25 protein-coding genes are annotated in these 20,581 nt (G+C 72.2%); 12 read left to right on the top strand and 13 right to left on the bottom strand.

Features of this window, described 5'->3' with window-relative positions; genetic code table 11:
• Positions 1 to 81: 81 nt before the first annotated feature.
• From ACSNOG_RS03155 to ACSNOG_RS03175, 5 genes are all read right to left on the bottom strand, one after another.
• On the bottom strand, positions 82 to 789 hold the full coding sequence (locus tag ACSNOG_RS03155) for a LysE family translocator (RefSeq protein WP_436750954.1): 708 nt from the start codon (positions 787 to 789) through the stop codon (positions 82 to 84).
• Between the two features lie 89 nt (positions 790 to 878).
• The gene (locus ACSNOG_RS03160) at positions 879 to 1,076 is read right to left on the bottom strand and encodes a DUF1272 domain-containing protein (protein WP_436750955.1); all 198 of its coding nucleotides are present in this window, start codon (positions 1,074 to 1,076) and stop codon (positions 879 to 881) included.
• Positions 1,077 to 1,247: 171 nt separating this feature from the next.
• Positions 1,248 to 1,580: an antibiotic biosynthesis monooxygenase family protein gene (locus ACSNOG_RS03165; protein WP_436750956.1), complete on the bottom strand. Its 333-nt coding sequence runs from the start codon at positions 1,578 to 1,580 to the stop codon at positions 1,248 to 1,250.
• A 33-nt stretch (positions 1,581 to 1,613) separates the two neighbouring features.
• The gene (locus ACSNOG_RS03170; RefSeq protein ID WP_436750957.1) at positions 1,614 to 2,885 is read right to left on the bottom strand and encodes an outer membrane protein assembly factor BamB family protein; all 1,272 of its coding nucleotides are present in this window, start codon (positions 2,883 to 2,885) and stop codon (positions 1,614 to 1,616) included.
• 104 nt (positions 2,886 to 2,989) lie between these two features.
• Positions 2,990 to 3,448: a PaaI family thioesterase gene (locus ACSNOG_RS03175; protein ID WP_436750958.1), complete on the bottom strand. Its 459-nt coding sequence runs from the start codon at positions 3,446 to 3,448 to the stop codon at positions 2,990 to 2,992.
• Positions 3,449 to 3,524: 76 nt separating this feature from the next.
• On the opposite strand from ACSNOG_RS03175, the gene ACSNOG_RS03180 reads away from it, so the two are divergent.
• Positions 3,525 to 4,256, top strand: coding sequence for a winged helix-turn-helix transcriptional regulator (locus ACSNOG_RS03180; protein WP_436750959.1), 732 nt, complete (start codon positions 3,525 to 3,527; stop codon positions 4,254 to 4,256).
• Here ACSNOG_RS03180 and ACSNOG_RS03185 read toward each other — a convergent pair.
• The 4 genes from ACSNOG_RS03185 to ACSNOG_RS03200 all read right to left on the bottom strand — a co-directional run bounded on the left by ACSNOG_RS03185 (position 4,253) and on the right by ACSNOG_RS03200 (position 6,130).
• Positions 4,253 to 4,663: a PPOX class F420-dependent oxidoreductase gene (locus ACSNOG_RS03185; protein ID WP_436750960.1), complete on the bottom strand. Its 411-nt coding sequence runs from the start codon at positions 4,661 to 4,663 to the stop codon at positions 4,253 to 4,255. The two genes, ACSNOG_RS03180 and ACSNOG_RS03185, sit on opposite strands and share 4 nt — an antisense overlap.
• Before the next feature lie 70 nt (positions 4,664 to 4,733).
• Complete coding sequence (locus ACSNOG_RS03190; RefSeq protein WP_436750961.1) at positions 4,734 to 5,210, bottom strand: hypothetical protein; 477 nt, start codon at positions 5,208 to 5,210, stop codon at positions 4,734 to 4,736.
• Positions 5,211 to 5,313: 103 nt separating this feature from the next.
• Positions 5,314 to 5,472: a hypothetical protein gene (locus tag ACSNOG_RS03195; protein WP_436750962.1), complete on the bottom strand. Its 159-nt coding sequence runs from the start codon at positions 5,470 to 5,472 to the stop codon at positions 5,314 to 5,316.
• Positions 5,473 to 5,527: 55 nt separating this feature from the next.
• Positions 5,528 to 6,130 (bottom strand): carbonic anhydrase, encoded by a 603-nt coding sequence (locus ACSNOG_RS03200; RefSeq protein WP_436750963.1) that lies wholly within the window; start codon positions 6,128 to 6,130, stop codon positions 5,528 to 5,530.
• 451 nt (positions 6,131 to 6,581) lie between these two features.
• On the opposite strand from ACSNOG_RS03200, the gene ACSNOG_RS03205 reads away from it, so the two are divergent.
• The 3 genes from ACSNOG_RS03205 (at position 6,582) to ACSNOG_RS03215 (ending at position 10,108) form a co-directional block, all read left to right on the top strand.
• Positions 6,582 to 7,520 (top strand): amidohydrolase family protein, encoded by a 939-nt coding sequence (locus tag ACSNOG_RS03205; protein ID WP_436750964.1) that lies wholly within the window; start codon positions 6,582 to 6,584, stop codon positions 7,518 to 7,520.
• 295 nt (positions 7,521 to 7,815) lie between these two features.
• Positions 7,816 to 9,120: a family 2 encapsulin nanocompartment cargo protein terpene cyclase gene (locus tag ACSNOG_RS03210; protein ID WP_436750965.1), complete on the top strand. Its 1,305-nt coding sequence runs from the start codon at positions 7,816 to 7,818 to the stop codon at positions 9,118 to 9,120.
• Between the two features lie 133 nt (positions 9,121 to 9,253).
• Positions 9,254 to 10,108: a geranyl diphosphate 2-C-methyltransferase gene (locus ACSNOG_RS03215; protein WP_436750966.1), complete on the top strand. Its 855-nt coding sequence runs from the start codon at positions 9,254 to 9,256 to the stop codon at positions 10,106 to 10,108.
• 89 nt (positions 10,109 to 10,197) lie between these two features.
• Here the strand turns inward: ACSNOG_RS03215 and ACSNOG_RS03220 are convergent, their stop codons facing one another.
• Positions 10,198 to 10,563: a DUF488 domain-containing protein gene (locus ACSNOG_RS03220; protein ID WP_436750967.1), complete on the bottom strand. Its 366-nt coding sequence runs from the start codon at positions 10,561 to 10,563 to the stop codon at positions 10,198 to 10,200.
• Positions 10,564 to 10,765: 202 nt separating this feature from the next.
• Between ACSNOG_RS03220 and ACSNOG_RS03225 the strand changes: the two genes are divergently transcribed.
• Together ACSNOG_RS03225 and ligD are read left to right on the top strand one after the other, a co-directional pair.
• Positions 10,766 to 11,347, top strand: coding sequence for a hemerythrin domain-containing protein (locus ACSNOG_RS03225; RefSeq protein ID WP_436750968.1), 582 nt, complete (start codon positions 10,766 to 10,768; stop codon positions 11,345 to 11,347).
• A gap of 141 nt (positions 11,348 to 11,488) precedes the next feature.
• A complete protein-coding gene (gene ligD / locus ACSNOG_RS03230; RefSeq protein WP_436750969.1) occupies positions 11,489 to 12,406 on the top strand; it encodes a non-homologous end-joining DNA ligase in 918 nt (305 codons plus the stop codon).
• 117 nt (positions 12,407 to 12,523) lie between these two features.
• Here the strand turns inward: ligD and ACSNOG_RS03235 are convergent, their stop codons facing one another.
• The gene (locus tag ACSNOG_RS03235; RefSeq protein WP_436750970.1) at positions 12,524 to 13,204 is read right to left on the bottom strand and encodes an endonuclease; all 681 of its coding nucleotides are present in this window, start codon (positions 13,202 to 13,204) and stop codon (positions 12,524 to 12,526) included.
• A gap of 466 nt (positions 13,205 to 13,670) precedes the next feature.
• Between ACSNOG_RS03235 and ACSNOG_RS03240 the strand changes: the two genes are divergently transcribed.
• The 5 genes from ACSNOG_RS03240 to ACSNOG_RS03260 all read left to right on the top strand — a co-directional run bounded on the left by ACSNOG_RS03240 (position 13,671) and on the right by ACSNOG_RS03260 (position 17,844).
• On the top strand, positions 13,671 to 14,348 hold the full coding sequence (locus tag ACSNOG_RS03240) for an HAD family hydrolase (protein ID WP_436750971.1): 678 nt from the start codon (positions 13,671 to 13,673) through the stop codon (positions 14,346 to 14,348).
• 145 nt (positions 14,349 to 14,493) lie between these two features.
• Complete coding sequence (locus tag ACSNOG_RS03245; RefSeq protein WP_436750972.1) at positions 14,494 to 16,611, top strand: catalase; 2,118 nt, start codon at positions 14,494 to 14,496, stop codon at positions 16,609 to 16,611.
• 73 nt (positions 16,612 to 16,684) lie between these two features.
• The gene (locus ACSNOG_RS03250; protein WP_436751026.1) at positions 16,685 to 17,194 is read left to right on the top strand and encodes a metallophosphoesterase family protein; all 510 of its coding nucleotides are present in this window, start codon (positions 16,685 to 16,687) and stop codon (positions 17,192 to 17,194) included.
• A 123-nt stretch (positions 17,195 to 17,317) separates the two neighbouring features.
• Entirely contained in the window at positions 17,318 to 17,590 is a 273-nt protein-coding gene (locus tag ACSNOG_RS03255) for a hypothetical protein (protein ID WP_436750973.1), read from the top strand.
• Positions 17,587 to 17,844 carry a hypothetical protein gene (locus tag ACSNOG_RS03260; protein WP_436750974.1) on the top strand — a complete coding sequence of 86 codons (258 nt, stop codon included), beginning with the start codon at positions 17,587 to 17,589 and terminating at the stop codon, positions 17,842 to 17,844. Before ACSNOG_RS03255 ends, ACSNOG_RS03260 begins: the two co-directional genes overlap by 4 nt.
• Positions 17,845 to 17,901: 57 nt before the next feature.
• On the opposite strand, the gene nadE is transcribed toward ACSNOG_RS03260, so the two are convergent.
• Positions 17,902 to 18,732: an ammonia-dependent NAD(+) synthetase gene (gene nadE, locus ACSNOG_RS03265; protein ID WP_436750975.1), complete on the bottom strand. Its 831-nt coding sequence runs from the start codon at positions 18,730 to 18,732 to the stop codon at positions 17,902 to 17,904.
• Between the two features lie 104 nt (positions 18,733 to 18,836).
• Positions 18,837 to 19,460 carry a TetR/AcrR family transcriptional regulator gene (locus ACSNOG_RS03270; protein WP_436750976.1) on the bottom strand — a complete coding sequence of 208 codons (624 nt, stop codon included), beginning with the start codon at positions 19,458 to 19,460 and terminating at the stop codon, positions 18,837 to 18,839.
• 85 nt (positions 19,461 to 19,545) lie between these two features.
• Between ACSNOG_RS03270 and ACSNOG_RS03275 the strand changes: the two genes are divergently transcribed.
• Positions 19,546 to 20,496 (top strand): GNAT family N-acetyltransferase, encoded by a 951-nt coding sequence (locus ACSNOG_RS03275; protein ID WP_436750977.1) that lies wholly within the window; start codon positions 19,546 to 19,548, stop codon positions 20,494 to 20,496.
• Positions 20,497 to 20,581 lie beyond the last annotated feature (85 nt).

Consider the following 20,581-nt stretch of genomic DNA (forward strand, 5'->3'; position numbering starts at 1 on the left):
CGACGCCGCGGACGCGCAGGACGGGCCCGGCACGACGGATACCCGGGACAGTTTCCGCGGTGGCCGGGGCCGGGGCGTTCTTCAGTCGCCGAGGGCGAGACGGACGCCGAAGGCGGCGATGACCGTGCCGCTGACGCGGTCGAGGAGCCGCCGTGCCGAGGGCCGCTGCAGCTTGGTGCGGAGCGCCCGTGCGAAGGCGATCAGTACGCCGGACCAGAGCGTCGCGAGCAGGACGTGCACGCCGGCCAGCATCGTGCCGGACAGGACGTGCGAGGCGCCGGCCGGGATGAACTGCGGCAGGACGGCCACGTAGAAGGCGCCCATCTTGGGGTTGAGCAGATTGGTCACGGTGCCCCGGCGCCAGCCACCGCGGAAACTGTCCCGGGTATCCGTCGTGCCGGGCCCGTCCTGCGCGTCCGCGGCGTCGGCCGGGGAGCCGGGGCCGCCGGATTCGGAACCGGAGCCGGAGCCGGAGCCGGAACTGGAGTCGGCCTGTCGGCGCAAGGCGGGTATGAGGATCCGGCCTCCCATCCACACCAGATACGCGGCTCCCACCCAGCGGAGTACTGCGTAGGCGAGGTCGGAAGCGGTCAGCACGGCGGTGATGCCGAGCGAGCTGAGCACTCCCCACAGGAGGGTCCCCGTCTGAATGCCGAGGACGACACCCCAGACGCGCCTGCGGTGCCCCAGGGCGGCGGTGCGCAGGATGAGGGCGGTGTCGAGGCCGGGGGTGAGGGTGAGGAGTCCGACGATCAGCGCGAAGGACCCCAGTGCGGAGACGGTGATCATGGGTGATCACTGTAATGCCGGAGCTGCCCATTCTGTCATTTCCTGCCCGAAATCGGGCAGGAATGGTCGAATGGAAAGCGTGGTCGGCATCAGTGAGCCGGGCGCGAGGACGGCACGCGCCGGGGACGCGCCACCAGTTCGCCGCCGCAGTTGGGGCAGACGTTCTGCATGGCGTCGCTGCAGGGCACGCAGAAGGTGCACTCGTGCGAGCAGATGCGGGCAGGTGAGTCCTGCGGCAGAACGGCGGTCTCGCAGCGTTCGCAGATGTTGCGCATTTCCAAGGACATGTCTCTCCTGGCAGGCTCGGGCATCCGCCGCTCGGTCGGCGGCGCCGGGTGGATCGGGATTTCCCCCATCCTCGGCGCCGTGATCTTGGCCTGAAAGCATCGACAGGGTCAGCTATGCGCAAGATCGGGCCAGCGGGCCCCAGCCCGCCGGCCCGCTGGGGCCCGCCGAGATCAGGCCTCCTTGGCCTTGGGCGCGGCCTGCTGGACGACCTCGAAGGACCACACCGTCGACCCCGTGGCGGCAGGCTTGTGCTTGGGGGCACCCTCGCCACCGCCCTGGTGCGCGGCCTTCATCGGTCCCTCCATCCACGACCGGAAGTCCTCCTCGCTGCGCCAGCGCGTGTAGACGAGGTAGTTGTCCGTGCCCTCCAGCGGTCGCAGCAGCTCGAACCACTCGAAACCGTCGGCACTCTCCACCGTGCCCGCACGCGACGCGAACCGCTGCTCCAGGACCTCGCGCTGCTCGGCCGGGACGGTGAGGGAATTGATCTTCACAACGCTCATGGCCCCATCCTGCCGCACGCCCGGAAGGCCGGTCTACGACCCCTGGGCCTGGTAGACGTCGATCGCCCGGGCCGCCGAGTCGTAGACCAGGCCGTAGCCGCCGTTGACCAGAGACGGGGAGACGGGGCCGATGTCCGTATGCAGGTCCCTGCCCGTGCGGGCGTCGAGGGTCATGGCCTGACCGGCCTCGGCGTAGACCACCCCGTGCCACGCCGAGGTGACCTCGGGGGCGATACGGCCGGCCGATGCGTCGGGCAGGCGCCACAGGACGCGTGCCGTACGCACGTCCACGGCCCAGGCAGCGCCGCCGCCCGTGCCGTCGGTTCCGGAGCAGACCGTCGTGGACAGGCCGTCGTAGTGGCACCTGTCGAGGGAGGTGTCACCCGAGTCCAGACGGGTCGCGCCGGTTGCGGGGTCGATGAGCAGGGTGCTGCCCGCCTCGACGCCGTCGGCCAGGGTCAGTCCGGGGCCCGGGTCCGAGGTGCGGGCCTCGCCGAGCCGAAGGTCCCGCTGCCACAGCTGGGTGCCGTCCGAGGTGGACTTGCCCACGAAGTCACCGTCACCGCGCACACCGACGGCCGCCGACCGTTCCAGGTCCACTCCCCGGAAGTCGGAGTCGGTCCAGAGGACTCGGCCGGTCCGCGTGTCGAGCAGGGCGGACAGGGGAGGCGTCTGTGCGTAACCCGGCTCGTACGAGGAGACGAGTACGTGCCGGGTGTCGGCGCCGACCACATGGGGAGCGGCCTCGGCCGCCGTGTCCGCGGCAACCGGCATCACGCGCGTCCACAGAGGCCTGCCGGTCCGGGCGTCCAGCGCGATGACGGTGGTGCCCCGCCGGTCGGCCGCCGTACCCCTGCCCGGTTCCGTCGTGGCGAAGGCGCCGATCACCTCGTCGCCGGCCGGACGCGGCGCCTGCGCCACCGCCACGGCGTTCGGTACGGCGGTGTGCCAGGCGACGTCACCGGAATCGAGTCGGTAGGCGGTGACACCCATGTCGTCCTGGTCATAGGCGTAGGCGAGGCGCGCGCCCAGCGACACCATGTCGGCCACGTCGACGGCACCGCTTTCGCCGACGGGGGAGGGCCACGCACCCTGGAACGTGGTGGTGGGGGATGCCGGGAAGGACTCGGCCGGTGCTGTCGGCGTCGTCGGTGCCGTCGCCCGGACGCCCTCGGAGTGCCCACCGCTGCCGCACGCGGCCACGGCCCACAGCAAGCCGACGACGGCCAGGACGGTACGCAGGCGAGGGCGTTCGGGCCTACGCCGGCTCTTACGCCGGTCCCTCCGCCGGTTCGCGGAATCCATGGAGCTCATGGACAACAGAGAGTGGCAGAAGACGGGCCCCGGCGAAGCCGCCTTCCGGGATCGCCCCGTCGGCCCGCCTCCGGGCGTTCACCCGCGAGCCGCTCTCACCGTATGGGGAAGATCGCGCACGTGGTGGTGGCGTGCGCGTACAGCTTCCCGTCGTCGACGCCGGTCACCTGCGCTTCGGCGGTGCCCAGGGTGCGGCCGACGTGGACGGCGGTACCCGTCGCCCGCAGCTTTCCCGTGCGGGCGGTCACCGGCCGGATGAGGTTCACGTTGAGCTGTGCGGTGGTGTATCCCAGGCCGGCGGGCAGGCGGCTGAGGACCGCGGAGCCGAGGGCCGAGTCCAGCAAGGTGGTCAGGTAGCCGCCGTGCACGGTGCCCATCGGGTTGTACAGGTGCTCGCCCGTTTCGCCTTCGAAGACCGCGTTGCCGGGGCCGGCGGCCACGAGCGTGAAGCCGAGCGTGTGGGAGATGGGGGCCTGCGGCGTACGTCCCTCGATGATCGAACGCAGGAAGTCCAGACCCGAAGGGGCGGTCGTTTGATGGTTGTCGCTGCTCATGGCCCCCACGCTAGATCGCTGTCGCGGCGTGGCAAGTACGGATTCCGGACCGCCCCGGGCCGCTACGGTGGGCCCCATGAGCGGATACGGGCAGTTCTGCGCGGTCGCCCGCGCGCTGGAAGTCCTGGGCGAGCGGTGGACGCTGCTGGTCGTGCGGGAGCTGATGATGGGGGAGCGGCACTTCAACGACATCCGCAGGGGGCTGCCGCGCATCTCGCGGACCGTGCTGTCGACGCGCCTCAAGACCCTCGAGAAGGCCGGGATCGTGGCCCGGGAAGACGGCGGGTACCAGCTCACCGAGGCGGGCGAGAACCTGGCGCCGGTGGTGCGGGAACTGGGCGGATGGGCCATGGAATGGGACCGGCGCGGCCTGCGGCCCGAGCACCTCGACCCGGACGCGCTCGTGTGGGACATCCGCCGCCGCACCGTGCCCGAGCGGCTGCCGGCCGAACGCACCGTTGTCGAACTGCGCTTCCGCGGAGCGGACCGCGGGCCGTACTTCCTGCACGTCCGGCGCCCGGACGTCGACCTGTGCACCGACGACGGCGGCTTCGAGGTGGCCCTGCGCGTCGACGCGGACCTGGAAGCCCTCACCGGCTACTGGCTCGGCCACACCCCGTGGGCCCCGCTCCTGCACTCGAAGGCCGTCGTCCTGACCGGCCCGAGCGCTCTACGCCGCGCGTTCCCCACCTGGTTCTCCGGCTACTTGCTCCGCGCCACGCCGCCGACACCGACCACGCCGGCCCCGCCCGCAACGCCCACCAGGCCCACCGTCCCCGCCCGGCAGGGTCCCGCCGGCAACTACTAGCCCGCGGCCCTTCCTCCCCTGAACCCGGTGACCTTCTGCGGCGTCACCCGGACGACCAGCCGGACCACGTCATCCGGCTCGGCCGGCGGGTCCTCGCCGCGGTACTTCTGGGAGAGCCTGCGCGGCAGTTCCTTGTCCGGGTCCTCGATGAGCTCGGCGGTACCGCGGATGTCCACGGAGTGGTACGGATTCTCGGTGTCGAACACGGTGAGGCTGATGCGCGGCTCCCGGGCCAGGTTCCGGGCCTTCAGGCGCCCCGCCGTGGTGGAGAACACCACCGTGTCCCCCTCTCTCCCGATCCAGACCACCGAGGTCTGCGGCCCGCCGTCACGGTTGATGGTGGCGACCGTCGCGTAGTTCTTCCCGTCCAGCAGCTGCCGAGTCTCCTCGGTGAATTCCACGGACACGGCGTCCCCTTCCTGTCGTTCCCCTGTTCACTGCACGCAGGGAACACACGCAGGGGCCGCTGTCTTCCCGTCAGGACCAGCGCTTGGTGATGTGCGGCTCGGCGTACGGCGCGGGCCAGGCCTGGAGTCTGAGGTGTTCGGTGGTCTCGGGCGTGTTGTCCGAGTCGATGTCCGCCTCGACGGCCGCGGCCAGGTTGCGTCGGGAAGCCCGTACGCGGGTCCATCCGGCGGGCATGTCGAAGCGCGCCGCGTCGGGGAAGTAGTCGGTGCAGCCCAGCACGACGAGGCGTCCCGAGGTCAGGTTGAGGCTCGCTTCGACGACGTGGTCGTGGTCGTCGCTGTCGTCGTCCGGCCGGGCCTCGAGTATGTGGACGCTGACGGCCACGTTGACGTTGACGGAGGTGCCGATGGCCAGGGCGTCCTCGGCGACGCCGAGCCCGTCCCGGACGGTCTGCTCGTTCCACACGTCGCTGAGGTCGCCGTCGGACTCGTCGTCCAGGATGTGGATCTGGAAGTAGTCCGCGAAGAGCCTGAGGTTCGTTGCCATGGGGGCATCATCGCTGCTGTCCCCGCAGGCCACGGCGGTGGGGGTGGGCGACCGCCCCGCCCCGACCGCTCACCCTGGCCGGTCGGGGCGGGGGACGTCGCGGTCAGCCGGCCGCAGCCGGTTCCCCGGGTGGGGGCGCCTCGTCCCCCGGGTCCTCGGCCGACGGTCCCCCGCTCTCCCCGCCGCGCTTCAGCCGGGCGAGGTCCGCAGCCAGCCTGTCCGAGAACAGGCGCATGTCTGCCTCTGCCTTGAGGTCGAACACGGTGATCTCCTTCCTGCTCCGCAACGCCCGCCGGGCACCGAGCCGTGCCCGGCGCTCACAGTGGCCGGAACCACTGGTGTCCGTTCGCGTCCGCCCGGTGCGCCCTGACGACGCCGGTGTGCACTTCGTAGTACCAGGCGTGGACGGACAGCGTGCCGTCCCCGATCCGCTCCGCGACGCACGGATGGGCGTGGAGCCGTTCCACCTGGGCCATGGCGTGGCGCTGGACGGCCTCCGCCAGGTCGGGGGAGTCGGGGACCGCCGGCCCGGGCGGCGGCGCGGCCCGTTCCAGCCAGCCGCGCACCGCCGGTGCGCCGGAGAGGTCGTCGCCGCGCACCAGGGCGCTGACGGCGCCGCAGTGGGAGTGCCCGCACACGACGATGTCGCTGACGCCCAGGACACGGACCGCGTACTCGATGGTGGCCGTCTCGCCGGTGGGATGGCCGCTGCGGTACTCGGGCACGATGTTGCCCGCCGTCCGCAGCTCGAACAACTCGCCCGGCCGTGCGCCCGTGATCAGGGCGGGCACGACGCGGGAGTCGGAGCAGGTGATGAACAGCGCCTGCGGGTACTGGCCGGCTTCGAGGGCGCGGAACTCGTCGGCGCGCTCCGCCACGTGCGTACTGAAGGACCGGGCGTTGTCTGCAAGGGACTTCATGGTGGCCTTTCTCCTGCGGCCGCGGGCGTGCCCGGGGCGCGGTGTTCAAGGTCAGCACTGGATGCCGGGTTCGGTGGTGGTGCGTCGGTGGTGGCACGAAGGGGCACGGCGGCCGGCGCGGCGCGCATCGCGGCCGCGCCGGTCCCGGAGCCGGAGAGGGCGGGCCCTTGTGGGGTTGCCGCTCGCGGTGAGAGCACCGGGGAACCGGGGCGTCCACGGCCGGGCCGGGCTCGGCGGGTACAGCCACCCCTTTGCCAACACATTACCTTACGGAGGCGAGTCAAAGGCAGCCCAAGCAATGCCCTTGGATGCGTAATTCAGGTATGGCCGCACGGCGAACTACCAGGGCGTACGCCCCTGGTGGTGGATGACCGGCGTGCGCCCCCTGAAGGCCTCTGAAAGCCGGTGTAGGCCGCAGGGGCAGGGCATTTCGATGAGGTGAGGAAGAGACATGACGGATCCCGTACGCATCGACGTCCACCAGCACCTGATCCCCCCGGAGCAGCAGCGTGCGATCGCCGGCCGCGCCGCCGCCTTCGGCTGGCCCGCGCCGGCCTGGGACGTACAGGGCGCGCTCGCCATGATGGACCGCCGGTCGATCGCCGCCGGCGTGCTGTCGTTCGCCGCCCCGACCGGTGCGCCGGACGACCCCGAAGGGGCCCGCGCCACGGCCCGGAGGGTCAACGAGTACACCGCGGAAGTGGTCAAGGACCGGCCCGACCGGTTCGGGCACTTCGCCGTCCTGCCCCTGCCCGACGTGGACGGTGCGCTCGCCGAGGCGGCGCACGCCCTCGACGAACTGAACGCCGACGGCGTGATGGTGCTCTCCAACGCCCACGGCCGCTACCTCGGCGACCCGCTCTTCGAGCCGCTCTGGGCCGAGCTCGACGCACGCGCCGCGGTCGTCCTCGTCCACCCCACCGCACCGCCCGGCGCCGTCCTGCCCGACCTGCCCGGCCCGCTCGTGGACTTCCCGTACGACACCACACGCACCGCCCTGCACCTGGTCGTCAACGGGGTCCCGCGCCGCCACCCGCGGATCAGGATGATCCTGCCGCACGCCGGCGGCTTCCTGCCGTACGCGGCCCACCGGTTCGCCAGTGCCGGACGGCTGCGCCCCGGCATTACCCCCGAGGACGTCCTGGCCGACCTGCGGCGGTTCTACTTCGACACCGCCTTCGCCGCCGGCCCGGCAACACTGCCCTCGCTCCTGGCCTTCGCGTCCCCCGAACGCATCCTCTACGGCAGCGACTTCCCCATGGTCCCCGAGGAATGGGGCACCGGCTACGACGCGGCACTGGACACCCACCGGCACTGGGCCCCCGGCCAACTCCACGCCGTCAACCGGGGCAACGCCGAAGCCCTCCTGCCCCGCCTCGCCCGAGCCTGACGCCGGGCCGGTTCCCGGCGGAGCCGCCCGGGACCGAAGGCCTTCCGTCGTATCTGTGTCACCAACCGACCGGATAAACATACACAGCTACATACGGATGAACTTGTGCTGCTTCTGCTGTGCGGTTGCCCGACGATCGGCCACTCTGCTGCTTGGCCCGGTCGGGTGGTGGAAGCGGTGACCGGCGGTGCCGGCGGGTACGGCCGTGCCTCGTCGGCCGGTTGCCGTGCCCGAGAACTCCGGTGTCACGAACCGCCGTTCACGATGCCTGCTCGCGTAGCGAAGGGAACCCCGGATGCCCCAGCTTGACGGCGCTTCTCCGCTCAAGGCGGGTGCGCCCAGTGCCCTCCGCCCGCACGATCTCGCGCCCGGTGCCGCGGCACCGGCCGTGGCGGGCGCGCTGCACGGCCTCCTCGCCGGGCCGACGGGGCTGGGTACGTCGGCGGCCCGCGTGTTCCGTACGGGCGTCACGCCGCCGGTGGCCGGCGCAGGGCACGCTTCCGCAGCCCCGGACGCCTCGGTGCTCCCGCACCCGGCACGGTCGGCCCCCTCCCGGTCCGCTGACGCCCAGGCCGGTGGAGCCCGGACCGGTGCAGCCGGTGAAGCCCGAGCAGCCGGCGACGGGGGCTCGGAGGGAGCCTCCGTTCGCGTACCACCGCTCTATTGCCCGGGCGCCGAGCGCGACGACCCCGCCCTCGGCGAAGAGGTGAACAACCGGCTCGTCGAATGGGCGGAGGAGATCGGGATCTTCCAGGGCCGCCTCGAACGGCTGCGGTCCCACAACTTCGGCAGGCTCTTCATGCTCGCCCACCCCGACACCGACGACCCCGAGCGCCTCCTCATCGCCGCCAAGTGCGGCCTCTCCGAATGGGCCGTGGACGACCACTGGGTCGACGAGGGGGAGGACACCACCCCCGAGCTGATCGGCTCACGCCTGGCCATGGCCCACGCCGTCGTCGACCCCGTCCGGCTCCCGGCCCGCTACCTGGCGGAGTTCGAGAACCTCGTCCGGAAGGAGCCGGTGCTGCGCGCCTTCCGCTCCTGTCTCGACCACCTGGCGGAGATCGCGAGTCCCACCCAGGTCGCCCGGCTGCGCCACGAACTGGCCGTGATGTTCGTGGGCTACAACCAGGAGGCGGAGTGGCGCAGTTCCGGACGGACGCCCGCCGTCTGGGAGTACATGCTGCACCGCTACGAGAACGCCTTCTACCCGTGCATGGTCCTGATCGACCCGGTCGGCGGCTACGAACTCCCCGCCGCGGAATTCGCCGACGCGCGCGTGCGCCGCACCTACCTCTACGCCGGTACGGCCAACGTGCTGCTCAACGACCTGTACTCGATGGGCAAGGAAGACCCCACCGACACCAACCTGCCCAACCTCATCGCCGCCGAGGACGACTGCTCGCTGCAGGAGGCCGTCGACCGCGCGGCATGCATCCACGACGAGCTCATGCACACCGTCGAAGCCGAGTGCGCCCTCCTGAGCGCGGCCGGCTCGCCCGAGCTGCGGCGCTACCTGGCCGGGCTGTGGGCCTGGATGGGCGGCAGCAAGGAGTGGCACGCCACCAGCCCCCGGTACCACGGCACAACCGCTCAGTGAACCGGTAACTCAGCGAGCCGGTAACTCGGCGAGCCGGTAACTCAGTGATCGAGCAACCCAGTGAGCCGGTCAGCGGCCCCAATGACCCAGTGAATCCATATCAGTTCATCAGCTATCGGAAAGAGAAGAAACGGTGACCCTTCAGACCCACGCCCCGGTTCTCGCCAGCGCTTATCAGCGTTCCGTCGCCGAGTACTGGAACCGGGAGAAGAACCCGGTCAACCTCCGCCTCGGCGAAGTGGACGGCATCTACCACCACCACTACGGAATCGGTGACGCCGACTGGTCGGTCCTGGAAGGGCCGGAGGAGACCCGCGACGAGCGGATCACCGCCGAACTGCACCGCCTGGAGTGCGCCCAGGCAGACCTGCTGCTGAGCCACCTGGGACCCGTCGGACCCGACGACCACCTGCTGGATTCCGGGTCGGGCCGCGGCGGCAGCAGCCTCGTCGCCAACCAGCGGTTCGGCTGCCACGTCGACGGCGTCTCCATCTCCGAGACCCAGGTGGCGTTCGCCAACGAGCAGGCCGAGAAGCACGGCGTGGCCGGCAAGGTGCGCTTCCACCTCAAGAACATGCTGGACACCGGCTTCGAGACCGGGCGCTTCCGGGCCATCTGGAACAACGAGAGCACCATGTACGTCGACCTCTCCCAGCTGTTCCCCGAGTACGCCCGGATGCTGAGCCACGGCGGCCGGTACGTGACCATCACCGGCTGCTACAACGACGCCTACGGACTGCCGTCCCGGGCCGTCAGCGAGATCAACGCCCACTACATCTGTGACATCCACCCGCGCAGCAGCTACTTCAAGGAGATGGCCAAGAACCGTCTCGTCCCCGCCGCCGTGGTGGACCTGACCGAGGCCACCATCCCGTACTGGGAGCTGCGCGCCCAGTCGCCTCTGGCCACCGGCATCGAGAAGGCCTTCCTCACCGCGTACAAGGACGGCAGCTTCCAGTACCTGCTCATCGCGGCCGACCGGGTCTGACGGACCGGGGCGAGCCCTTGCGGCCCGCTTAAGCTCTCTTCGGCCTCCTGCGGGCCCCGGCGGAAGCCGCCGGGGCCCGCAGGGCTGCCTCAGCCTCGTGTCAGCACTTCCCGAAGGACGGCGGCAGCGCTGATGTCACGGTCCCGGGTCGCGGTGAGAAGGGTCACGGTCCCGTGCCGGGCGAGCTCCTCGATGTGCCGGAGGGCGGTCGCGTGGGCGGGGTCCTCCAGCTCCGCGCGGTAGCGGCGGGTGAACTCCTCGAAGCGGGCCGGGTCGTGCCCGTACCACGTGCGCAGCGCGGTCGAGGGCGCGACGTCTTTGCACCACTCGTCGAGCGCGGCGGCCTCCTTGCTCAGGCCACGCGGCCAGATGCGGTCGACGAGCAACCGGCTCCCGTCGGCCTCCTCGGGCGGGTCGTAGACCCTGCGCATCCGCACCTGCCCTGATCGCTTCATGGGCCCATCGTTCCGCCCGGCCGCGGGGAACGCACCCGGAGCCGAACGCACCCGGAGCGGAGCCCGCCCGGAGCCGGTCGCCGGAGGGCCGGTCCGGCTGCTGCGGCCGGGACAGCGCCTTCCGGTCGTGTCAGGGACGCCTCGCGGGGTAACCGCAGGACCGTGCCGACGCATACGACCGACATCCCCGAGGAGGACACCCATGGGGTACCCGGACACCGCCGGCCAGCGGCCGGAAAGCAATGACGTCGTGGCCCTGCTGACGAGCCAGCACGAGGAGATCCGCACACTGCTCGACCAAGTGCTGGAGCGCACCGGAGAGGAGCGGCGGCACGCCTTCCGGCATCTCGTCCACCTCCTCGCGGTGCACGAAACCGCTGAGGAGGAGGTCGTCCACCCCTACGCCCGGCGGGCCGCGGAGGGCGGCGAGCACGTGGTGGCCGACCGGCTCAAGGAGGAGGAAGCCGCCAAGCGGACGCTGAAGCGGCTGGAGAGCCTGGACCCCGACGGGCCCGCCTTCGTCGAGGAGTTCACTTCCCTGCGCGAATCCGTGCGCGCCCACGCACGCGCCGAGGAGACGTACGAGTTCACCCGGCTGCTGGAGGCCGGCGACCCCGCCCGGCTGCAGGCCCTCGCCAAGGCCGTGCGCGCCGCGGAGGCCTTCGCGCCGACGCACCCGCACCCGGGGACGGAGTCCGCCGCCAAGAACGCCCTGCTCGGCCCGGCGGCCGCCGCGGCCGACCGTGCCCGTGACGCGATGCGCAAGGTGCTCGGCCGGAGCTGAGCGGTCGTGGGCCGCCCGATCGGCGGTCCACGTCCTGCGGCGCCCCGTCGTGCATGGCACGGTGACCGTGACGCGACGCGGGTGCCGGCCGAGCGGAAGGCGGCGTGAGCGGCCTCGACCGAGGGAGGGCGGACGAACGCCATGAGGATCCGTACCGGCCGTCATGTCGTGGAGATCAGCCGCCCCGAGAAGACTCTCTTCCCCGGCCTCACCAAGGGCGACCTCGCCGAGTACTACCGGACGGTCGCCGGGCGGATGCTGCCGCACCTGCGCGGGCGGCCCCTGATGCTGGAGCGGTGCCCCGACGGGGTACAGGGCGAGTGCTTCATGCAGAAGGACGTCCCCGGCCACTTCCCCGGCTGGGTGCACCGCGCGGAACTCCCCAAGGAGAGCGGTACGGTCACCCACGTCGTCTGCGACGACACCGCCACCCTCGTCTACCTCGCGGGCCAGGCCTGCATCACGCCGCACCGCTGGCTCTCCAGGGCCGACCGCCCGGACCGGCCCGACCGGCTGGTCATCGACCTGGACCCGCCGGGCGCTCCCGGGGGCGACTACGACTTCACCGTCGTACGGGAAACCGCCCTGCTGCTGCGGGAGCTGCTCAATGAGCTGCGCCTGCCGTCGATGGTCATGACGACCGGCTCGCGCGGGCTGCACGTCCTCGTTCCCCTCGACCGGCGCGCGCCGTTCGACGACGTCCGCGCGTTCGCCCGCGACCTCGCGGACGTGCTCGCCGCCCGTGACCCGGACCGGCTGACCACCGAGCCGCGCAAAGCGGCCCGCCGGGGCAGGCTCTACCTCGACGTCCAGCGCAACGCCTACGCCCAGACGGCCGTCGTGCCCTACGCCGTCCGGGCGCGCCCCGGTGCTCCCGTGGCCACCCCGCTGAGCTGGGACGAGGTCGGCGACCCCGGGCTGACGGCGGACCGCTGGACCCTCACCACGGTCGGCGGCCGGCTCGGCGACGACCCCTGGTCGGAGGGCGGGGCGGCACCGCGCGGCCGGTCGCTGGGGCCGGCCCGGCGCAGGCTCGACGCCCTGCGCGCCCGCACCTGAACGCCCCGCACCTGAACGCCCACCCGGCCGTTCCTCGTGCGCCTCGTGCGCCTCGTGCGCCTCGTGCGCCTCGTGCTGCCCCGCGCCATGGGCGATCAGTCGTTTCTCACCGGGCGGTCAGCCATCCCTCCGGGCGGCTTCCTTCACCTCGTCGGCGATCCCCTCGTCGAGTGCGGCCCGCACCAGCGCGGCCGCGAACGCCGGAGCGTCCTCGCGCGCGACCAGTTCTGCCAGCGCGGCGGACGCGCGCGGCAGACCCAGGCGGGCGGCTCCCTCGCCGGCCTTGCCGTCGAAGCAGGGGTGCACCTCCGGCCACACGCCCTGCACTTCCCGTAGGAAGATGTCGACGCCCGCCGGCCCGAGCCCGGGGAGCTCCTGCAGCAGCTTCCGCAGCCGCCCGCGGTCACCGCCCGCTTCCTCGCGCATCCGCCGCACATCTCCGCGATAGCGGTCGAGCAGCAGGTCCGCACCGTCACCGAGCTGGGTGGCCGTACGCTCGTCGTAGCGGCGGTAGCCGCCCTTGCCCAGCGCGTCCACACGCTGCTGCCAGGTCGCCGCGGCCATCCGCCGCGGATCCTTCATCCCGGCGTCCGCCAGAGAGCGTGCGGTCTCGACCGCGACGGACGCCCGGATCCGTGCGCTGAGCAGACAGGCCAGCACGACGAGCCGGTACAGCGGTTGCGGGGTGTCGCGCAGCCGGATGCCCGCCTCCTCGGCGTACGTCTGCCCGTGCGTCCGCAGCAGCGCGGCCGCGGTCCGCTGGTTCCTACCGGCTTGCCGGTGTCCACCGGTGCTCATGGAACGAGTGTGACCTGTCCGGGCGGCCGCCGCTCACGCGGCACGCCTGCCTCGGACATCCGCCGGCGGCCCGGCAGGCGATGCCCGGCCCGCAGATGGGGCCGGCTCCTGACGGGGGTGGGAGGCCGGCTCCTGGTGAGGGAGATCCGGTACGGCCTGCAGCGGGCGCTGGAGCGGCGTGTGGTGCTCGGGCACGGGGTGGCTCAGCAGGCGTTCCTCGTAGCGGCCCAGCGCGAGCACCGCGCACAACATCAAAGGGGGCAGGAGCAGAGCGACGGCGACCACGAGGGCCCCTTCCGCAGTAGCGGTGTCTTCCCCCGTCGCGTTGCCGTACATGCCCGGTACAAACACCCCGCCGTGACTCCCGCGCCGTTTGCACGCCTGTTTGCACGTTTTTCCCCGGGGAACCCGGAGCCCGGCATCCGCCCGCCGGCGAAGAAAGGCGGAGTGACACGAGGGAGACGGCATGCGGGTTCGGGCGGCGCTGTTCGACGTGGACGGCACCCTGGTGGACACCAACTATCTGCACACGGTCTGCTGGTGGGAGGCGTTCCACCAGGCCGGGCACCGGGTCGCGATGACGGACGTGCACCACACCGTCGGCATGGGATCGGGCCGGCTGCTGGACCGCCTGCTCGGCGAGGAGCGCGACCGGGACGGGGACGAGGCCCTCAGCGAGGCGCACAAGGCGGCCTACGCGACGTGGTTCGACCGGCTGCCGGTGCTGAACGGCGCGCCCGAGCTGTTGCGGACCCTTGCGAGCCGCGGCTGGCGGATCGTCCTCGCGACCTCCGCCCAGGGCTCCGAACTCGCAGCGCTGCGCCGGGCGATCGGCGCCGACGACGTCATCCACGCCGCCACCAGCGCCGACGACGTGGAATCCAGCAAACCCGCCCCGGACCCCGTCCACCAGGCGCTGGAGCAGGCCGGGACCGACGCCGGACACGCCCTCTTCGTCGGGGACACCGTGTGGGACGTCAAGGCCGCCCGCGCCGCCGGAGTGGACTGCGTGGCCCTCCTGTCGGGCGGCATCGCCCGCGCCGAGCTCGAGGCCGAGGGCGCCGTGGCCGTCTACCAGGACCCGGCCGACCTGCTGGCACGGCTCGACGACAGCCCTTTCGCCCGCCGCTCCGGCCACCCGTAGCCATCCCCGCGCAACCCTCCCGCCCGTTTCGGCTTGCCGCCCCCGGGCAGGCGGGTCAGCCTGAGGGGGCGAGCGGCGCCGCTTCCGACGCCGGCCCCGAGAGACCGCACCGACGAGGAAGACCGACGAGGAAGGACGTACGCGCGTGCCCGCTCATTCCGCGTCAGGCCGAGGCTCTTCGGACCCCGACGCCAAAGACCAGCAGCTGGACCGGTTCCGCGCCGCGCCCCGGCACGACGCGCTCACCACCGACCAGGGGGTGCGCGTCGACGACACCGACAATGCGCTGCGCGCCGGGCACCGCGGCCCCACCCTGCTGGAGGACTTCCACAACCGCGAGAAGATCACGCACTTCGACCACGAGCGCATCCCCGAGCGCGTCGTGCACGCCCGGGGCGCGGGCGCCTACGGCTACTTCGAAGCGTACGAGTCGCTCGGCGAATACACCTGTGCCGATTTCCTCGCCGAAGCGGGCCGCCGGACGCCGGTGTTCGTCCGCTTCTCCACCGTGCAGGGACCGCGCGGCTCCGCCGACACGGTCCGCGACGTCCGCGGCTTCGCCACCAAGTTCTACACCCGCGAGGGCAATTACGACCTCGTCGGCAACAACATGCCGGTGTTCTTCATCCAGGACGCGATCAAGTTCCCCGACTTCGTGCACGCGGTGAAGATGGAGCCGCACAACGAGATGCCCACGGGCGCCTCCGCGCACAACACCTTCTGGGACTTCTGCTCCCTCCAGCCCGAGTCCACCCACATGCTGATGTGGCTGATGTCGGACCGCGCCATCCCGCGCAGCTTCCGGATGATGCAGGGCTTCGGCGTGCACACCTTCCGCTTCGTCACCGCCGACGGGCGCGGCACGTTCGTGAAGTTCCACTGGAAGCCCAAGCTCGGCGTCCACTCCCTCGTGTGGGACGAAGCACAGATCACGGCCGGACGCGACCCGGACTTCAACCGCCGCGACCTGTGGGAGGCCATCGAGGCGGGCGAGTACCCCGAGTGGGAGCTCGGCGTCCAGCTCGTACCGGAGGACGACGAGTTCGCCTTCGACTTCGACCTGCTCGACGCCACGAAGATCATCCCCGAGGAGCAGGTGCCCGTACGCCCGGTCGGCCGTCTCGTCCTCGACCGCAACCCGCAGAACTTCTTCGCCGAGACCGAGCAGGTCGCCTTCCACACGGCGAACGTCGTCCCGGGCATCGACTTCACCAACGACCCGCTGCTCCAGGGGCGCAACTTCTCCTACCTCGACACCCAGCTGATCCGCCTGGGCGGCCCCAACTTCAGCCAGCTCCCCGTCAACCGGCCGATCGCGGACGTCCACCACAACCACCGCGACGGCTACGGCCAGCAGGTCATCCACCCGGGCACCAACTACTTCCCGAACTCCCTCGGCGGCGGCTGTCCCGCCCACGCGGGGGCCGGCGGCGGCGCCGGGGTCTTCCGGCACTACGCGGAGCGCGTGGACGGCGACAAGATCCGCCTGCGCAGCGAGAGCTTCAAGGACCACTACAGCCAGGCGGCGCTGTTCTGGAACAGCATGGCCGACTGGGAGCGGCGGCACATCGTCGAGGCCTTCCGCTTCGAGCTGGGCAAGGTCGACGCGGTCGAAGTGCGCGAGCGGATGACCGGCAACCTCGCCCACGTCAGCCAGGACCTGGCGGCCGAGGTCGCGAAGGGCCTCGGGCTGCCCGCCCCCGAACCGGTCACCGGTGTCAGCACTGCCGCGTCCCCGGCCCTGAGCCAGGAGAACCTGGCCGGCACGGGCATCCGCACCCGCAAGGTCGCCGTCCTCGCCGCCGACGGCACGGACGCCGGGCAGGTCACGGCGGTCAGGAGCCGGCTCGCCGCCCGGGGCGCGATCGTGGAGGTCCTGGCCGCCCGGGACGGCACCGTCCAGGGCGCCGGCGGCGAGTCCCTCGACGTGGACCGCGCCCTGCCGACCATGGGATCCGTGCTCTACGACGCGGTCCTCGTCCCGGACGGGGCGCAGGCGGTCTCGGCGCTCGCCGCCGACCCCGCGGCCGTGCGGTTCGTCGAGGAGGCGTACCGGCACGGCAAGGCGCTGGCGGTCCTCGGCGAAGGCACCCGGCTGCTGACGGCCGCGCGGCTGCCCGAGGACGTCGTGATGGGCGAGTCCGCACCGGACTACGGAGTGTTCACCGGCAACGGCACCGCCTCCGCGGAGGACCTCGCCGATGCCTTCGCCGAGGGCATCGGGCAACACCGGTTCCCCCGCCGTCCCGGCCTGCTCAACTGAGGCGGGGCGAGGACGAACGCCCGGGTGAGGGCGCGGGCCGGCTCGTGAGGGATGAGGATGTGGCGTGCGGTCCGTGCAACTGCTCCTGACCTCCGACACCCACGTGCCCACCCGGGCCCGGAACCTGCCCCCGCCGCTCCTGGCCGCGCTCGACCGGGCCGACGTCGTCCTCCACGCCGGCGACTGGACCGACATCGCCACCCTGGAGCTGTTCACCGCCCGTGCCCGCCGTCTCGTCGCCGTCCACGGCAACAACGACGGGCCCGGCCTGCGCGCCCGCCTGCCCGAGGTCGCCCACGCCGAGCTGGGCGGGCTGCGCTTCGCGGTCGTTCACGAGACCGGCCCGGCCCGGGGCCGCGAGGAACGCTGCGCCGAACGCTTCCCGGAGACCGACGTCCTCGTCTTCGGGCACAGCCACATTCCCTGGGACACCACCGCTCCCGGCGGTCTGCGCCTGCTGAACCCGGGCTCGCCCACGGACAGGCGCCGCCAGCCGTACCGCACGTACATGACCGCCTGTGCGGCCGGCGGGGAGCTCACCGGGGTGACCCTGCACCGCATCGAGGCGGCAGAGGCCCGGTAGGCCCGGCAGGCCTGTAGGTGCCGGGCGGGTCTGCGGGGCCGCCGTTGGCGCACCGCATGCGCCGTCGTTTTACGGGTACCCGGGGCGCGTTCCACCGCATCCGCGCGGCCGGGACGAACGCCCATGACCACGGAGGTGGCCGACATGGCACGGCAGCAGCCCAAGGAAACACCCCGGGACCGGAGGGGACCGGGAGCCCACTCCGGTCAGGAGAGCCAGGCGCGCGAGCGCTCCGTGCCGGGCACGGCGAGCGCACGCGAGGGCTATCAGACCGAGGGCGGAACCGCCCACGACGAGGCCCTGGAAGGGGTGAGGGCGCGCGGCAAGAGCGGGGAGCGGAACAAGGGGAAGGAACGGACGCGCGACGAGGGGCACGGCAAGAGGACGCAGCCGTGACCGAGCGGCGGGGCGAGAAGCCCCAGGGCCGTCGTGGCAAGGCCGTGCCCCGGGACATGCAGGACCAGCAGGCGGCCCCGCCGGAGCGGGGGCCGGCGGGCTCGGAGGCCTCTAGCCGCCCGGCGACCGCGAAGAACCGCGAGAACGCCGGGAACGCCGAGAACGCTGTGAACGCCGAGCGGGGCCGCAAACGAACCGGCACCGGCAGGGCGGGCGGCCCCGGTGAGCCGCAGGCGGACGAGCCGCCGGACTGATCGCCCGGCGGCTCCTGAAGATGCGGTGCCGTAAAGACGCGGCCCCGCGCCGCGGTGTCAGGGCGCGATCGGCAGCTGACGCTTGTGGTCGGTGAGGCGGTAGCGGCGGACGATCGTTTCGAAGGCCCGCTCGTCCACCGGCTTGCCCTCCAGGAAGTCGTCGATGTCGTCGTAGGTGACGCCGAGCGCGTCCTCGTCGGCCTTGCCCGGGTCGAGGGTCTCCAGGTCGGCCGTCGGGGTCTTCCACACCAGTTCGGCGGGCGCGCCCAGCGCGTCCGCGACGGCACGCACCCGGCGCTTGGTCAGGCCGGTCAGCGGGACCAGGTCGGCGGCGCCGTCGCCGAACTTGGTGAAGAAGCCGGAGACCGCCTCGGCGGCGTGGTCGGTGCCGACGACCAGTCCGTCGTGCGCGCCGGCCACCGCGTACTGGGCGATCATGCGCTGCCGGGCCTTGATGTTGCCGTGCACGAAGTCCTGGTGGTGCTCGTCGCGGAAGCTCACGCCGCCGGCCAGGGAGGCCTGGAGCGCGGCGTCGCTCGCGGGCTTGACGTCGACGGTCAGCACGTGGTCGGCCCGGATGAAGGAGAGCGCGAGCTGGGCGTCGTGCTCGTCGGCCTGGACGCCGTAGGGCAGCCGCATCGCGTAGAACCGGGCGTCGTGCCCCGTGGCCCTGGCGCGCTCGACGGCGAGCTGGCACAGCCGGCCGGCGGTGGTGGAGTCGACGCCGCCGCTGATGCCGAGCACGAGGGAGCGCAGACCGGTGGAGGTCAGCCGGCCGGCGAGGAAGGCCACCCGGCGCTCGATCTCCGCCTCGGCCTCGAAGGTGTCGGCGACCTGCAGTTCCCGGGCGATCTCCTGCTGCAGGGCGATGGACGCCGGCTCGCTCACTTCTGCTCCTTGATCCGCTACACGATGTGCTGTCGCGCCCACCCTAGCCGGGCCGCGTCCGAACGGGGGAGCCCGACGGCCGTGCGGTGCCTTTGCGCACCAGGTCACCCCGTGCCCGGCTCCGGGCCGGACGGGGGCACGCGTGCCATCGAGGCGAGGAAGTCGTCGACCATGGCGGTCTGCACGTCCTCGGGGAACCGGGCGGGGTCGAAGAGGGCCTGGACGACGAGGCCGTGGGCGAACGCGACGGAGGCGGCGGCGAGTTGCTCCGGGTCGGCGGAGGCGGGGAGCTCGCCGAGGTGGCGGGCGGCTTCGAGGTGCGGCCGGATGGCCGAGCGCATCCGTGCGTAGCGGTCGGCCTGGTCCGTGCCGAGGGCGTCGTCGGCGAGGGCCAGGTCCCAGGAGCTGACCCAGATGCGGTTGCGGGCGGTGTCGTCGGGGGTCAGCGGAAGGATGTCCAGCAGCACGGCCCGCAGCGCGGCCAGGCCCTCGGCCGGGCGCTCGCGCCGGGGACGCTCCGCCGTGCGCTTCTCCAGCAGGCCCAGGGCGTGCGCGATCAAGGCCCGTTTGGTCGGGAAGTAGTGCATGAGCATGCCGGTCGAGACGCCCATGGCGGTGGCGACGGCCCGTAGCGTCAGGCCGCCGAAGCCCTTGCCGGCGAGGACCTGCCACACCGCCTCGGACACGTCCTCGCGGCGGGCTTCGCGGTCTCCAGGTGCGGGAGGCATGCTGCTACCTTACATACCGAACGCTTGTTACGTACCTCTGGTCCCTGACTCCGGCCCTGACCCGGCCCTGCCTTGGAAGGTGTCCGTGTTCGCACTGCCGCTCGGCGACAACGCCCGGCTCCGCCCCCTCGAGCCCTGGCACGCGGAGGAGTTCTTCGCCCACATCGAACGTGCCCGGCCCCATGTCGACCCGTGGATACCCTGGGCGACCCTCAGCACCGACCTCGCCTCCGCCGTGGCCGTCCTCCAGCGGTACGCCCGGAACCAGGCCGAGGACACCGCCCGGATCTACGGGATCTGGCTCGACGGCACGCTGGTCGGCGGCGTCATGTTCACCAAGTTCGACACCGTCTCCGGGGTGTGCGAGGTCGGCTGCTGGCTGGAGGCGGCCGGGGCCGGCCGCGGGCTGGTGACCCGGGCCTGCCGGGCGCTGATCGACTGGGCCTTCGGGGAACGCGGCATGAGCCGCGTCGAATGGTGGGTCGCGTCGGGCAACACCCGCAGCATCGAGGCCGCGCGCCGCCTCGGCATGACCCGCGACGGCGTGCTGCGGCAGCGCTACCCGTACCGGGGAGTGCGGCAGGACAGCGAGGTCTGGGCGATCCTCGCCGACGAGTGGGGATCCCCCGGTTGCGGCGTCAAGTCCGAGCTCGACCAGCTGATGCGCGCCTTCCTCGGCGCGTTCACCAATGTCGGCGGCGCCCATCCGAACGTCGGTGCCGTCCGTGAGCTGTTCATTCCGCAGGGCACCATCATCAAGAACGCACGGGACGGCGGGCCCGTCGTCTACGACCTCGACGCGTTCGTCGAGCCCCGGCAGAAGATGCTCACCGACGGGACGCTGACGGAATTCTCGGAATGGGAGGTCGCCGAGCGCACCGAGATCTCCGGCTCGGTCGCCCACCGGTTCAGCGAGTACCGCAAGTCCGGCTTCCTCGACGGCGAGTGGTTCGAGGGCGCCGGCCACAAGACCACCCAGTTCGTCCGCACGCCCGCCGGCTGGAGGATGAGCTCGATGGCCTGGGAGGACGCGTAGGGGCCGGGCAGCCCCGGCGGTGCGCCGGGGCAGGCCGGCAGGAAGGGTTCCAAGGAAGGGTTCCAGGAAGGGTGGCCGGTCCGGT

The sequence above is a fragment of the Streptomyces sp. URMC 124 genome (assembly GCF_051386455.1).
Taxonomy (GTDB): Bacteria; Actinomycetota; Actinomycetes; order Streptomycetales; family Streptomycetaceae; genus Streptomyces.

Coding starts and splice junctions, on each gene's coding strand:
- ACSNOG_RS03235 (WP_436750970.1), bottom strand. CDS start 13,204: ATGAGCACCGGTGGACACCGGCAAGCCGGTAGGAACCAGCGGACCGCG.
- ACSNOG_RS03165 (WP_436750956.1), bottom strand. CDS start 1,580: ATGAGCGTTGTGAAGATCAATTCCCTCACCGTCCCGGCCGAGCAGCGC.
- ACSNOG_RS03160 (WP_436750955.1), bottom strand. CDS start 1,076: ATGTCCTTGGAAATGCGCAACATCTGCGAACGCTGCGAGACCGCCGTT.
- ACSNOG_RS03255 (WP_436750973.1), top strand. CDS start 17,318: ATGACCACGGAGGTGGCCGACATGGCACGGCAGCAGCCCAAGGAAACA.
- ACSNOG_RS03175 (WP_436750958.1), bottom strand. CDS start 3,448: ATGAGCAGCGACAACCATCAAACGACCGCCCCTTCGGGTCTGGACTTC.
- ACSNOG_RS03220 (WP_436750967.1), bottom strand. CDS start 10,563: ATGAAGCGATCAGGGCAGGTGCGGATGCGCAGGGTCTACGACCCGCCC.
- ACSNOG_RS03240 (WP_436750971.1), top strand. CDS start 13,671: ATGCGGGTTCGGGCGGCGCTGTTCGACGTGGACGGCACCCTGGTGGAC.
- ACSNOG_RS03225 (WP_436750968.1), top strand. CDS start 10,766: ATGGGGTACCCGGACACCGCCGGCCAGCGGCCGGAAAGCAATGACGTC.
- ACSNOG_RS03170 (WP_436750957.1), bottom strand. CDS start 2,885: ATGGATTCCGCGAACCGGCGGAGGGACCGGCGTAAGAGCCGGCGTAGG.
- ACSNOG_RS03270 (WP_436750976.1), bottom strand. CDS start 19,460: ATGCCTCCCGCACCTGGAGACCGCGAAGCCCGCCGCGAGGACGTGTCC.
- ACSNOG_RS03210 (WP_436750965.1), top strand. CDS start 7,816: ATGCCCCAGCTTGACGGCGCTTCTCCGCTCAAGGCGGGTGCGCCCAGT.
- ACSNOG_RS03200 (WP_436750963.1), bottom strand. CDS start 6,130: ATGAAGTCCCTTGCAGACAACGCCCGGTCCTTCAGTACGCACGTGGCG.
- ACSNOG_RS03205 (WP_436750964.1), top strand. CDS start 6,582: ATGACGGATCCCGTACGCATCGACGTCCACCAGCACCTGATCCCCCCG.
- ACSNOG_RS03190 (WP_436750961.1), bottom strand. CDS start 5,210: ATGGCAACGAACCTCAGGCTCTTCGCGGACTACTTCCAGATCCACATC.
- ACSNOG_RS03155 (WP_436750954.1), bottom strand. CDS start 789: ATGATCACCGTCTCCGCACTGGGGTCCTTCGCGCTGATCGTCGGACTC.
- ligD (WP_436750969.1), top strand. CDS start 11,489: ATGAGGATCCGTACCGGCCGTCATGTCGTGGAGATCAGCCGCCCCGAG.
- ACSNOG_RS03180 (WP_436750959.1), top strand. CDS start 3,525: ATGAGCGGATACGGGCAGTTCTGCGCGGTCGCCCGCGCGCTGGAAGTC.